The following is a 14,513-nucleotide window of genomic DNA, read 5'->3' as shown; positions in this document are numbered from 1 at the left end:
GGTAGTCTTTAAAGTGAACTAAAACCTTCCGTATATCCAGTAGAGAATTGGATGCATGGGAAAAACAATAAACCATGAAAAGAAGATCTGCTGTAAAGGCAATGGCTTTCAGCTCCATTACACCTTTATTTTTTCCACAAGGATTTACAGGTTTAACCAAGCTGTTAGGTCCTACGAAAACTGCTTTTAAAAGCAATTGGGAAAATTGGCCAACTATGAAATGGATTGGCCCTGAATTTTGGGGAAACAGGCTACAAGACTGGGAATTAGTGGATGGAAAAGCCTGTGCAGTTATTTCTGCTCCAAATCGAGCCTTACATATTTTAACCCATCAATTAGGAGAAGACCTTACGGATTTTAATCAGGAGGTTACCCTCAATTGGGAGAACTCTGAATTAATAAATCATTCTGAAGCGTATGTAGGTTTCCGATTAGGAGCAAAAGGGAGGTTCCCGGACTATCGATCAGCAGCTGTTTTTGGGGAAGGGCTTGACATAGGAGTGAATGGAGAAGGAAAAGTATTTTTAGGGGAGCAAAGTTCCAATGAGAAATTAGATTTGAATCAACCTATTTCGCTTAGCTTAAAAGCAGAATATCAAGGGAGTAAGTATACCCTGACACTGCATGCTAAACAAAATGAGCAGGAAGTAAAAGTCGTTGATTCTGAATTGGAATCAGCAAGTTTAGTAGGGAATATCGCTTTGGTAGCTCATTGTCCCTCAGATTTAGGAGGCGAAAAACCCTTGGTTTCATTCGAGGATTGGGTGTTTAGTGGAGATAAAATAGTAGAGCATGCTGAGCAGCTTTTTGGGCCTATTTGTTTTGCACAGTATACTTTGCATGAAGGCTTATTGAAAATGACGGCCCAGTTATCCCCGGTGGAGGAGATTAAAGGGATCAACATCTCCTTGCAGATTAAAAATGGGATGCTATGGGAGACGCTCCAAGAAGCAGACTTGGATCCATTGGGGAGAATAGCCCAATTCAGGATTCCTGAATGGACACGACGTGAAACGGTTCCTTATAGAATTCATCTGAAAATTCCTCTTAAAAACAAAATCCAGGATTTTGATTACTACGGTGAAATCGCCAAAGAACCTGAATCAAAAGAAGAGTTGAAGGTAGCAGTGTTTAGCTGTAATGCAGATCATGGATTTCCAGATCAGGAAGTTTCTTATCATGTCAACAAGCATCAACCCAACATGGCTTTGTTTCTTGGAGATCAGTTTTACGAGGGGACTGGAGGTTTCGGAATTCAAACAGACCGAATTGAAAAATCAAGCTTAGATTACCTTCGAAAATGGTACATGTTTGGTTGGTCTTACCGGGATATTTTCAGAAGAATTCCTACAGCATTTATCCCAGATGATCATGATGTGTATCATGGAAATGTCTGGGGAGAAGGAGGAGAGCATGCGCCTACAGACCAAGGATGGGGTTATGTAGCCCAAGACCAGGGAGGGTATAAAATGTTACCTCAGTGGGTCAATATGGTCCAAGCGACACAAACCAGCCATTTGCCAGATCCATTTGATCCAAGGCCTGTCAAACAAGGAATCAATGTTTATTATACTGAATGGAGCTATGGAGGAGTAAGTTTTGCGATTTTAGAGGACCGAAAATTCAAGTCTGCGCCTAAAAATGTCCTTCCACCTGAGGCGAAAGTACAAAATGGATTCATCCAAAATACAGAATTTGATATTAAGGAATATTACGATATCGATGCTGAACTGTTAGGCAATAGGCAAATGGATTTTCTTGAAAAATGGGCAGAAGATTGGGGAGCAGGTATCCAAATGAAAGCGGTTTGTTCACAGACCAATTTTTGTACGGTAGCGACCCTTCCTGAAGGAAGCATTATTGACGAAATTGTGCCGAGATTGCCTATTCCCGAAAAAGGAGAGTATGTGGACGGAGATGCCCCGACTTCTGATATGGACTCCAATGGCTGGCCACAAAAAGGTAGAGATGAGGCGTTGAGGACGATTCGTAAGGCCTTTGCGTTACACATCGCAGGGGATCAGCATTTGGCAAGTACTGTTCATTATGGGGTAGATGAATTTAGGGATTCAGGATATGCTTTTGCTGGTCCTGCCCTTAATAATTTATGGCCAAGAAGATGGTGGCCGCAAGTGCCCGCTGACCATCAACCTATTCCGGGGAAAAGTAAGAATACTGGAGATTTTATAGATGGTTTTGGAAATAAAATGACCATTCACGCAGTAGCGAATCCCTATAATACCGGCTTTGAACCTTCAAGGATCTATGACCGGGGAACAGGGTATGGCATGATTACATTCAATAAGGTTGACCGAAAAATTAAGATTGAGTGTTGGCCTCGAAATGTAGATCCGATAGCAAATCCATCGGGTCAATACGAAGGCTGGCCAATAGAGATTAGTCAGGAAGATAATTATGCAAGAAAAGCATTAGGGTATTTGCCGGAAGTTCAAGTGAAAGGGGTTGTTAGTCCACTACTTCAAGTGGTGAATGAAAGCACCGGAGAACTCGAATATGCGATTCGGTTAAATTCAGCTAGTTTGAGGCCAAAAGTATTTTCGGAAGATTCTTTTATGGTCAATCTTCTGGATACTGATTCGGGAAAGAAAATCTCAATGGGACAATTAAAGATTTCCAAAGGAGATGAACCACCTCTATTGTTTGATTTTTCTTAACTCAAGGTGAAAGACTTGGTGCCCAATGAACTGTTTTATTGGGGGCTGTTTTTTTTATCCTTTAGGAGGCTAGTTCTTTTTGATTTCTTAAAATTTTCAAAATTGGCTTTTTCATCTCGTCGCTTTGTTCCTGATCATAAGATTTGGTTATAAATAGACCTAATGAGATCAAGGCGAGATTTTTGATGATGTATTGGCCAACCAGGGTGGGGGTAAACCAGGTCTGCCAGATTTCCTCCGTCAATACCAAAACCGGAAGAAAAGTAGTAGCCATATGGAAAAACAGGAGGTATAAAGATATTTTACTGAGTCTTGGGAAAAGCCAAAGTATGCCTAAGATGCATTCAAACAGCCCAAAACCCATGCAAAAAAGGGAGAAGTCAAACCAGGTTCCTAGCGTTTCATGAAAGAGGTTTTCGACTAATGCCTCTGCGGGAGATAGTCCAAAAACCTTTAGAATTCCGAACCAGAAATAAATGATAAATAGGGAGAAGCGACCAAATTGGGATGTGATTTTCATGGGTATATTGTTTAGAATGTTGAAACCTAAACTTTCCCGATGAGGCATCCAATGACAAAAATCAGTTTTTAGATTTTTTTTGGCTTAATAATTATAATTGATGAAGGAAGGGGCTTTTACAAAATTGTCTGTTTTCCTTAATCGGAGATTTTGGCGTATTTTGAATGAAAACTTAGAGCTTCCATATTCATCCTCGGGAATATAGGTGCCTCTTAATTCGATGGTGCCAAAAATTAGGTTTTCATTTCTAATTCTTAGTCCAGTACTGAACCCATAAAATTGATGGGAAGTTTGAATACATGCTTGACAATTTAGGGTAGCGGAATTTAGGGAAATGAAAGGAGCTATTCGGAAACCAATTAAGGACCAAGGAGTATAAAGTGCTGACTCAATTCTTACAGAATATCTTTCGTCAGCCTCAATTTCTCTCACTCTGAGCCCTGGTACTAATGCAGAATAAATCTCAAGCCAATTATTAGCATACGTGTTAAATAGTTTCGTGTAAGTGAAGCTAGCAGCATTTCTAAGCTTATAATTTCCCAATGAAAAAATTCTGGTAAAGTAAGAAATGGTGGAATAAATTACCCCGTCTTCAAGACTGGAATTTTTTACGAACGTGCCTGTGTTGATGCCTATTTCATAAAAACTTCCAGATTCAAAAACTCCTTTATAATTCAGCTCTAATGCTGCATAAGGTTTTTTCGCTCCCAGCCTTCTAACCCATCCGATAGAGGGAGTGATAGTATACCCATAGGGAACATCCTCAGTTCTTCCAAATCCAAAGATATATTGTGTCTTATAGAAGTCCCGCTTGTAAAATGTCAAGGCAGCCAAGACTCCATTAAGGTTATTGTAGTTGTTTTCTTGGTAGAATTCCTCTTGATCTGGCTTATTAATAAAGTATCCGTCAAAAGCTCTGACAGCTAAGAAAGTACGGCTTCTTTTTTCTATTGGTTTATGGATGCCAAAGTTATAGCCTATCCAAAAATCAGCTAAGTTGTAATGATAGTCCAGAAATACTGAATCAGGTCTTGAATAGACATTTCTAGACCAGTTTTTACTCCATTGACCTCCTCCGGCCAGTCTGGAATAAGGAGATACCAGTTTACGGTCTATTTTAACCCCAGTAGCGAATTCCTTTTCATCCCCATATGAAAAACCAGTGTTCAGCTGTGTGTAGAAGATTTCCAAATCCGCAAAACTTCCTAGGAAGCTAGTTTTTTCAAAAGTGGTACTAAACCCTGTTCTAGGTTTTCTGTCTGGATCAAAAAGCATAGTGACTTCCAGTCTTTGGCCACGACCATCTAGATTAGCGTCAAATACCGTGAATTTAGGCGAGGTTGGGATGGTCCCCCCTATGTTCATCCCTATACTAAAAACATCTCTGGTGACTACTGTGATATCGACCGAATCAGTTTCTTCGACAGGAGTAATGACAAATCTTGATTCCAAAATGAATTCCTGATTTCGTAAATGCCGTTCATTGTCTCCGAGTTTGTAGGGATTTATTTTTTCATTGGGGCGGATAAATAAATTTTGCCGGATGGTTTTCTCTCGGGTGTTTGTATGAAGTTTATTGGCAGTTCTTCCTATTTTTTGCACGATCGGCTTTTCATTTCCATAAATTGATTTTTCAAAGCCAATACTTTGAACATAGATATTTCGGATAATCTTTTCCGAATAGGGTAGAAATCGTTCATCACTTTCTTCGAGCAAGACACTATCACTTCCAGTCCTGGAAATCAGTTTTATCCCTTCCTCCAGGGCTTTTTTTGAAACAGAGGTCTTCGTACTATCCTTTTTGTCTTGTGCTTTAACTTGAGCGCAAATAAGGAATGAAAAAACTAGTATGATGAAAGCCCTCAAGATTTCAATTACGGATTGGTATGTATTGGATAATTTACAAAAATACTAGGAGATTATACCTTTCTATTTTTAGCCAATTGGAAGAGTGGAATATAAAATAAGTTAAGAAAGGCTCACAGGATTACCATTACCAAGAAATAGTTTTAAAGACTATTTCAGTATAGTCATTTTTTTCATATATAATGCCCACCGTATTATTACTGATTTCTACCAAATCGCTATATCCAGTGTAAGAAGAATTTCCGGGATCTGCTACTCCATCAATTAAGTGTGGCTTAGACCAGGTTTTACCTAGGTCATCACTGAATTTTAGGCTCAGATTATTTCGATGCACCGGATCAGAATTATTGGAATGAATTAAAGTAAAGATTCCTTTGGAATCCGTTATGGAAATAATTGAACCTTGGCAAACAGGATCTGGTAATTGTTCCTCAAAATATGCCTCATCCCAGGTTTTTCCGCCATCCGATGAATAAGCAAGAATTCGCTGACGGATATCTCCTTTTTGATTTCTTACACTCATGATCATTCGATCATTGGGAAGTTCTGCGGCGATGGATTCATTGGATCCGGGGATTTCTACTGATTCAGAAATTTTAAATGTTTTGCCGTGGTCATCTGTAAAAAAACCATGGGCTTGATATTCAGTAAAGCCCTCTTGGGGATCACCTTTGGAATGATTGGCACTCACAAAAATCCTTCCTTTGTATTTGCCTTCCTGAAATTGAAAAGCATGTCCTGGAGTATTCGCATAATGCCTCCAGTCTTCTGGAAAGTTGTAATCAGGATTGAAAGAAGGAATATTCGGTTTATGCGTTTGAAGAGTGATATTTTGGGGCTCTTCCCAGGTTTTTCCAAGATCATAGGATTTCATCATCCAAACTTCTCTTACGCCTCGGCCCATCCGAATATCATATTCATGGTTATTTCCGGTATTATAAAACAAATACACGACCCCATCCGGGTAATTGGGATCAAATCTATCCAATACAGGTGCAGGATTCCCTGCCTGTAAGGAATCATAATCCACCAAAATCTCTAATGAAGACCAAGTTTTTCCAAAATCTTTGCTTCGCTTCAAAACCAGATTTACATCCCCATAATCATCACTTCCATTAACCCTTCCTTCTGCAAAAGCTAAAAGTTCTTGGTTTGGCAAGGAAATGATTGCTGGTATTCTATAAATTTTATGGCCTTCGGTACCTCCTTTGAAAACCATACTATTTATCTGAGAGTGACCTTGAAAATGAATTGCTAAAAAGAGTACTGTGAAAAGGGATATAAATCGAGTCATTGGAATTATTCTTAAAAGATTAGACGAAAATATAATTTTCTTTTCTTAGAGTAAGTTGATCTTGAAAATTATGATAAGATTACCACTGTTTTATATGATTGTTTTGATCAATGAAAAGAAAGGTTCGAAAGTTTTTGAACTAAAAATTAAAACTATTTTTGAGCATGAATAAAGCCAGATTGATTTTTACCATTTTGTTTTTTGCCTATTCCATTTCGGTTTTAGCGCAGCAGGAGCCTGATTTTAGAATCCATTCACATAACGATTATTTGCAAAAAGCTCCTTTTTGGGAAGCTTTTGGTGCAGGAGCAACCTCTATTGAAGTAGATGTGATTTTGCAGGATGGTCATCTGATGGCAGCCCATGAAAAAGAGAGCATACATCCCTCAAAAACCATTCAGAGCTTGTATTTAGACCCCATCCGAGAAGGACTTCAAAATGGGGTGATAGGCGAAGTTACCTTTCATTTGTTGGTAGACCTAAAAACAGCGGCCCTACCCACTTTGGAGGTTTTGCAAGAGATCATGCAAGATTATCAGGATCTAAGCTATAGTAGCAATAATCCTAACGGCTTGAAGTTGATTATTTCAGGAAATAGACCTGATGTGGAACAGTATACCAGCTATCCGGAATGGATGTTCTTTGATTACCAAAGCAAAGAATTAACTCCGGAGCTTCCGTGGTCCAAAATCGGAATGGTGAGTTTGAGTTTTAGGCAATTTTCCATTTGGAATGGAAAAGGTAGGATGGTGGAAGGTCAAAGAGTAGGGCTTCAGAATTTTATTGATTTAGTCCATTCTTTCGATAAACCAGTTAGGTTTTGGGGTACTCCAGATTCCAAAACTGCTTGGAAAGCCTTCTACGAAATGGGTGTTGATTTTATAAATACTGATTATCCCTATGAAGCCCAACAATATTTGAAAAACTTAACTTCTTACGTCTATCAGAATCCTAGTATTCAACCAACTTACACTCCAAAATTTGAATTGGATGGAGTGGAGTCGCCGGTTCAAAATATTATTCTAATGATTGGAGACGGGAATGGTTTGGCGCAGATTTCGTCTGCCCTATTTGCTAATGGAAATGCGTTGACTCTTACCAATCTTAAAAAAATCGGATTAGTTAAAACTCAAGCAGCGGATGATTTTACGACTGACTCTGCGGCAGGGGCTACGGCTTATGCAACAGGTCAAAAAACCAATAACAGAGCATTGGGGGTAAGTCCGGATGGAGAAGTATTGGGGAATTTACCGGACATATTGGAAGGTTATGGTTTCAATAGTGGAATCATCACTACTGATCAATTAACTGGGGCTACCCCTGCATCTTTTTATGCGCATCATCCAGAAAGAGATGATTCAGATCAAATCGCCTCCTATCTAGCAAAAAGCAAATTAGACTTATTTATCGGTGGTGGAAGAGAAACTTTTTCAAGTCAAATCAACCATTTAAATCAAGCCGGTTTTACAATCATTGAAGACTTCAGTTCGGTAGATTTGGAAAGGGCGGGTTATTTTGTGGCTACCGGTTCTTTGCCAAAAATGCTAGAAGGAAGGGGCGATTATCTAATAAAGAGTGCTGGTTTTGCCTTCGATTTTTTTGAGGAAAAACAAGCGCCATTTTTCTTGATGATTGAAGCAGCGAATATCGATTCGGGAGGTCATTCAAATAGTACTTCTACCATTATCTCTGAAATGTTGGACTTTGATCGAACGATTGGGAAGGCATTGCAATTTGCGGATGAGCATCCCGGTACGCTGGTGATCATTACCGCTGATCATGAGACAGGAGGCGTTTCCATTCCTCAGGGTGATATTTCAAGCGCTACTCTTGAATTAGCTTTTCATTCCGATGACCATACCGGAATCATGGTCCCGATTTTTGCTTATGGTGCGCATTCCAGTGACTTTCAAGGGGTATATGAAAACACGGAAGTGTTTACGAAAATCATGAATCTAGTCAAGAAATACCATTAGAGGCAACAAATGTTACCTTCTCCCTACCAGATTGAAAGGAAGCATAAATAAATTTCTGACCAGGTCAAACGAAAGGTCTACTGCAAATCCTAGTAATCTAAAGGGTAATAGGAGTAACCAAACAATTGGGTACAGAATTAAAGCGATGATTGCCAAAGGCCAGCAAAGAACAAATAATATGCACCAAAGTAAGAAGCTAAGCATGTGTTGATTGTGTTTAGGGATAAAATTACAAATTGTGTTCCATCTAATAAAAAACACCTTCTCCATAATTGAGAAGGTGTTTTTAGAAAAGTTTATGTTCAGTAATGGACATCAGTCTACTTCGAAATCGAACGAAAAATCTTAGCTTATTTTTTTTTGTTAGTATTTTCAAAATATCTATTCAACGTATATTCTGGCTGCCATCTATCTGGAGTTCTAACCAAGGTATCAGGATCATAACCCATTGGTTTGATGATATCTGCCGTTAGCTTGATCTTATCTTGGAAAGTTTCTTGCCATTGTTCCATTAATAGGAACATCTCGGCTTTTTTATCTTGGTACTCAGAAAGCTCTGCTAAGTTGTTTATTTCCAATGGATCATTTTCCAAATCAAAAAGTTGCGTATAATCTCTTTCAGGGTATCTGATCAACTTATATTTTTTATTTCTTACCGCTCTTACTGTATGCTTGTATGAAGTGTAAAGAGCATCTCTTACTCCATCTTTTTCGCCTTTGATGACAGGGACTAGGCTAATACCGTCGATGTCTTGAGGATCAGGGATTCCAGCTAAGTCAGCCAAAGTAGGATATAAGTCATGAATGTATGCAAAAGCATCCAACTCTTGATCTTGAGGGACTCCGGGGCCTTTGATGATCAATGGAACCTTGGAACTATGTTCATAAAGACTTTGCTTTCCTAATAGTCCATGGCTACCTGCCGCCAGGCCATTGTCAGCCGCATAAACAATAATGGTATTATCGTACTGCCCCGTCTCTTTCAGTGCGTTTAAGATTTTGGCAATTTGCGTGTCTAAATGAGTTACTAGAGCATAGTAATCCGATAAAATCATTTGGATGACTTCCGGTTTTCTTGGCCAACCAGTTAAATTTTCATCCCGTACTGTCAACTGATCGAATTCAAAAGGGTGATAAGGCATGTAGTTGCCAGGAAGAGGGAGTGTCCCGTCAGGATAAAAGTTGATATAATTTGCTTCTGGGGAATAAGGGTCATGCGGAGCAGTAAAAGCTACATAGCAAAAAAACGGTTGATCCGTATTTCTCTTTCCATGATCTTTAATAAAGTCAACAGCAGCTTGAGCAAACTGCTCAGTCGAATACCCTTTTTGAGTAGGTTCACCCAATTTACCATCTGCTCCATAATCTCTCAATGGGAGCTCATAATGATCGGCCATCCCTCCCAAGTAAACGTTTTTGGCTTCTTGAAAGCTTGCTTCAAATATCTCTTTTTCATTGTGCCATTTACCAGTTCCAAAGGTTCTATAACCGGCACTTGCAAAGCTCATTGTCATCGTATGTTGTCCATTCAATTTATCATGAACCTTGTATAAGTTTTTACCACTGAAAAGCATGGCTCTACTTGACATACAGATGGCACCGTGCACACCACCCATTACATAAGCGTTGGAAAACCGGCTTCCTTCTCTCCCAAGCTGATCAATTGTAGGGGTTTGTATGTAGGGGTTTCCATTGATGCCCAAAGCATCCGATCGTTGATCATCTGCAAATATGAAAAGGACATTGGGTTTAGGTTTGGGATTTTGGGCATAACCAAAGCTTGTAATTGCTATCGCAAGAATAACTAGTATGTGTTTCTTCATTTGTAATAAATTGATTTCAAAAGTTAAGCTTTCTCTTCTAAATGACACAAAAACTTCGATTTCGATTATTTTAAATTTAATTAGATTTTTTCTAAACAAGTCTTGTTTAGAGTAGTTCTAGATAATAGATTTGCGTCACTATTTAAATCAAGTCTAAATAAAAACAAATAAATATGAGGGGCATCTATTTCGCCATGTTCTTTTTCCTGATTTCATCCTCTCTTGTTTTTGCTCAGCAAAATGCTGTGAAAGGAAGAATTCTTGACAAAGCTCAAAATCCTGTCGAAGGGGTATCAGTATTTTTGGTAGGAACCGTCCGTGGTGTTCAATCAGATCAGAATGGAAATTATATTCTTAAAGATATTCCTGTGGGGAAATATGACTTGAAAGTCAGTTTCATAGGTTTTGAGGAGCAGATTATTCCTTTCGAGATTGAGAAAGGTGAAATTAAAAACATTGATTTCTTCATCAATGAAGATGAAATCTGGTTGGAATCTTTTGAATTGATGGCAAGTCGAGGCATGAATGGGCAGGGGAGACTTCCTGAAGTGGAAGATTTTAGGATCAATGCAGGAAGGAAAAATGAAGTTATTCGACTGACTGAGATTGATGCCAACTTGGCAATGAATAACAGTCGTCAAATTTTTGGAAGAACTCCCGGGATTTCTATCTGGGAAAATGATGGTTCTGGTATTCAGTTGGGAGTTGCTTCAAGAGGTTTAAGTCCGAATCGTTCTTGGGAATTTAATGTTAGAATGAACGGATACGATATCACTCCAGACCCAATGGGTTATCCTGAAGCTTACTTTACACCTCCGATGGAAGTAGTAGAAAATATTGAAATTATCCGAGGAGCATCTTCCCTTCAATACGGACCTCAGTTTGGAGGATTATTGAACTTTGTTTTACGTAAGCCAGATCCATCTACAAGATTCACAGCTGAGACTATTAATACTGTTGGAAGTAATGGACTTTTCAGCACTTTCAATTACATAGGAGGTACTGAAGGAAAATGGGATTACACAGCTTATTACCAAAAAAGAAGAGGGAACGGCTGGCGCCAGAATGGGTTTTTTAATACAGATCATGCACATTTTGAAGTCAACTATGCCGTAAATAACCGCTTTAAGATCGGTACGGAAATGACTTATATGTACACAAAGACTCAGCAACCGGGCGGATTGACTGATGCACAATTTAATGAAGATTCAAGTCAAAGTACCCGGTCCCGAAATTGGTTCAGCACACCTTGGTTCCTTCCATCATTGAATGCTGACTATATCGTCAGTCCAAAGACAAAGTTGAATTTGAAAGCTTTTGGTTCAATTGCACAGAGAAATAGTGTGGGTTTTATGAAGCCAATCACGGAAGAAGATGATTTTGGAAATAGACAAGTTGACCGAGATCTATACCATACTTTTGGGACAGAATTAAGATTGAGTACTTCTTATTCACTATTTGAGAGGGAGCATAATCTGGTCAGCGGATATAGATTTTATAAAGGAAATATCGACAGAAATCAGCTTGGTGTAGGAGATACAGGCACAGATATGAACTTTGATTTGGTGGAAGCAAGCTTTCCCCGGGATCTAAATTTTGATAATTTAAATCACGCTGCTTTTGTTGAGAACATGTTTAATGTTACTGATAAGTTCTTGCTGACTGCAGGAGTCCGCTTAGAGCATATTTCGTCTCAAATGAAAGGAGTTTTAAACACTGTAAATGGAGTTCCTCAGATTTTGACACCAGAGACAAGAAAAAGAACTTTTGCGTTGCTGGGACTTGGAGGTGAATACCATCTTACAAAAACCACTGAACTCTACTCCAATTTCTCCCAAGCGTATCGCCCGGTATTAATTTCCGATTTAACCCCACCGGCTACTACTGATGTTATAGATCCTAATTTACAGGATGCAAGTGGTTATAATTTTGATTTTGGATATAGAGGGAATGTTGGTTCTTTCCTAAATTTTGATGCGAGCTTCTTCTATTTGAATTATGCTGATAGAATTGGGACAATTACTCAAACTGCTGCTGATGGTACAAGATTCCAATACCGAACTAATCTAGGAAGGTCTGTTAGTCAAGGTATAGAGGCCTTTGTTGAATTTGATCCGATCACTGCTTTTGTGGGAAATTCCACATTTGGATATATTCATCTTTTTGCATCGCTTGCTTATGTAAATGCAGAGTATCGGGATTTTGTGAGGACTAGCGTAATTGATGGCGAAATAGTGGAAAATAATTTAGCAGGGAATAGAGTGGAAAATGCTCCTCGTAAAATCAATAGATATGGTGCCACTTATCGATTCAAAGATTTTTCTATGACTTGGCAGTTAAGTGACATTGGAGATGCATTCTCTGATGCAACCAACTCGGTGGAGCCAAATGCTGCAGCAACTTCAGGTTTGATTCCGGCATACACTGTACAAGATCTTTCTGCATCTTATATATTCAAAAAGAAATACAGCCTTAAGTCTGGAGTAAATAATCTTTCCAATACAGCTTATTTCACACGAAGAGCTGGAGGTTATCCAGGACCTGGAATTATGCCAGCAGATGGAAGAACATTCTATATAACACTTGGACTTAAGTTTTAAACTCCAAGAATAAAAAACACAGACTCTTATAGCCGGGTAAGTATCAATGGTATTGTATTGCCAAATCATTGGTTCTTATCTCGGCTAATTTTTTGCCTAGTATAGCTTGCATTTCTTTGACTACTTTCTGATAAGTAGGTTTATCTGAAAGGTTATGAAATTGCATGGGATCTTTTTTCATATCATACAATTCCATACCCGATCCAGCATCCTCATCATATTGAATAAATGCATAGTCTTGGGTACGAACCAAAAATGATTTTCCCCCCTGGCTTACAGAAAAAGCAAAGTCTCTTACTTCTTTCCTAGGATTTTGAAGCACTGGTTTCAGGGTTTTTCCTTGGATTGCCTTAGGGTATGAAAGACCTGCCAAGTCTGCCAAAGTAGGATATAGGTCTAATAGCTCTACGAAGGACTCTGATTGGCCTGGTTTCATTCCTGGGGCCTTGATCATCATAGGGACTAAAACAGATTCTTCATGCAGACTAACTTTCATCCAAAATTCATGTTCGTCTAAATGAAATCCATGGTCAGAAGTGAAAACCACAATGGTGTTGTCTTCCAAACCTTCCTCTTTCAAGGTGTTCAATACTTTTGAAACTTGGGCATCCATATAGGATACTGAGGCATAATAGGCCGCAATAGCTTTCTGCTTTTGTACCTCATTCATTTCTGCATTGACACTGGTGACATAATTAATTCCTCGTTCCGGGATATCATCCCAATCATTCTCTACCTGTCTAGGTAACTTGATTCCTTCATAAGGAAAAGGAGTGAAATAATTGGCAGGAGCTACAAAAGGAACGTGGGGTCGAACGAAACCAACTGCCAACAAGAAAGGCTCATCTTTGTGTTTTCTGATTAATTCAGAAGCTTTTTCTGCCGTTTTACCATCCGAGTGAACCAAGTCATCTCCATCAGCTTGCACAATGGTCATGACATTGCCTCCTTTTCTTTCAATGCTTCCATCAGGATTATTTTGAACCAATTCCGCTTTTCCCGGTGCTGTCCATTCGGGGCCTTGGGAATTGAATTTCTCAGTCCAGGAAGCAGGGTCGTCTTTTCCATCCGAACCTTTTTCAATATCTCCAGGTACACCCATGTGGTAGATTTTGCTTACTCTGGCTGTATAATAACCGTTTTGCTTAAATAATTCAGCCATAGAAGGTCTTTCAGGTCCTACATTTTCCCTTCCACTGACATATCCATAGGTTTGGGTCGCATTGGGGTAATATCCAAACATAAAAGAAGCTCTTGATGGTCCGCATACTGGATATTGGGTGTAAGCTTTGGTGAAAACCATGCTTTCTTTTGCCAATTGATCGATTGCAGGTGTTTGTGCAATTGGGTTTCCATAGGCTCCCAAAGCAGTCGTAGTCAAATCATCTGATATGATAAATAGGACATTAGATTTCTTTTTGGTCTGTGCTAATCCTAATTCTGCAAAACCAATAGTAATTAAAATAAAAAAGGAGAAAGTCCTCCAAAAAAAGCGACTATTGATTTTTAAAAAGGATTTGTAAAAGAAAGGCAAAGGAAGTGACATGTTCAATTAGTTCTTTTGACCCTGCTAAAATAGATCAAAAGAGAAGCCCTCACTAATCAAAGTCCCTCTTTTTGGGTAGCTGATTGGCAATCAGGGGCTAATTCTTTTTTAATCTATTATTTCGAAACGATTCAATAAATTTCATATTTAATTTCCTTAATAACTTTTGTAAAAATGATTTTTAAGAAGGCGCTGCTCTTTGGCGTATTTTTA

General features: G+C 38.9%; 8 protein-coding genes. 3 read left to right on the top strand and 5 right to left on the bottom strand.

Annotated elements, in window-relative coordinates:
• The first annotated feature begins 74 nt into the window (after positions 1-74).
• A complete protein-coding gene (locus tag JYB62_RS09640; protein ID WP_205645172.1) occupies positions 75-2,675 on the top strand; it encodes an alkaline phosphatase D family protein in 2,601 nt (866 codons plus the stop codon).
• A gap of 61 nt (positions 2,676-2,736) precedes the next feature.
• Here JYB62_RS09640 and JYB62_RS09635 read toward each other — a convergent pair whose 3' ends face one another.
• From JYB62_RS09635 to JYB62_RS09625, 3 genes are all read right to left on the bottom strand, one after another.
• Entirely contained in the window at positions 2,737-3,195 is a 459-nt protein-coding gene (locus JYB62_RS09635) for a hypothetical protein (RefSeq protein ID WP_205645171.1), read from the bottom strand.
• 84 nt (positions 3,196-3,279) lie between these two features.
• A complete protein-coding gene (locus tag JYB62_RS09630; protein ID WP_205645170.1) occupies positions 3,280-5,061 on the bottom strand; it encodes a BamA/TamA family outer membrane protein in 1,782 nt (593 codons plus the stop codon).
• Positions 5,062-5,188: 127 nt separating this feature from the next.
• Positions 5,189-6,355 (bottom strand): sialidase family protein, encoded by a 1,167-nt coding sequence (locus JYB62_RS09625; protein ID WP_205645169.1) that lies wholly within the window; start codon positions 6,353-6,355, stop codon positions 5,189-5,191.
• 164 nt (positions 6,356-6,519) lie between these two features.
• Between JYB62_RS09625 and JYB62_RS09620 the strand changes: the two genes are divergently transcribed.
• Entirely contained in the window at positions 6,520-8,331 is a 1,812-nt protein-coding gene (locus tag JYB62_RS09620) for an alkaline phosphatase (RefSeq protein ID WP_205645168.1), read from the top strand.
• Between the two features lie 350 nt (positions 8,332-8,681).
• On the opposite strand, the gene JYB62_RS09615 is transcribed toward JYB62_RS09620, so the two are convergent.
• A complete protein-coding gene (locus tag JYB62_RS09615; protein WP_205645167.1) occupies positions 8,682-10,154 on the bottom strand; it encodes a sulfatase-like hydrolase/transferase in 1,473 nt (490 codons plus the stop codon).
• A 173-nt stretch (positions 10,155-10,327) separates the two neighbouring features.
• Between JYB62_RS09615 and JYB62_RS09610 the strand changes: the two genes are divergently transcribed.
• Complete coding sequence (locus JYB62_RS09610) at positions 10,328-12,754, top strand: TonB-dependent receptor (protein ID WP_205645166.1); 2,427 nt, start codon at positions 10,328-10,330, stop codon at positions 12,752-12,754.
• A gap of 43 nt (positions 12,755-12,797) precedes the next feature.
• Here JYB62_RS09610 and JYB62_RS09605 read toward each other — a convergent pair whose 3' ends face one another.
• Positions 12,798-14,300, bottom strand: a complete 1,503-nt coding sequence (locus tag JYB62_RS09605) for a sulfatase (RefSeq protein ID WP_205645165.1) — start codon at positions 14,298-14,300, stop codon at positions 12,798-12,800.
• Between the last annotated feature and the right edge of the window lie 213 nt (positions 14,301-14,513).

It is taken from the genome of Algoriphagus lutimaris, assembly GCF_017051705.1.
GTDB lineage: Bacteria > Bacteroidota > Bacteroidia > Cytophagales > Cyclobacteriaceae > Algoriphagus > Algoriphagus lutimaris.
Note: the sequence above shows the minus strand (reverse complement) of the source record. Positions and strands in the feature narration are given on the sequence as shown.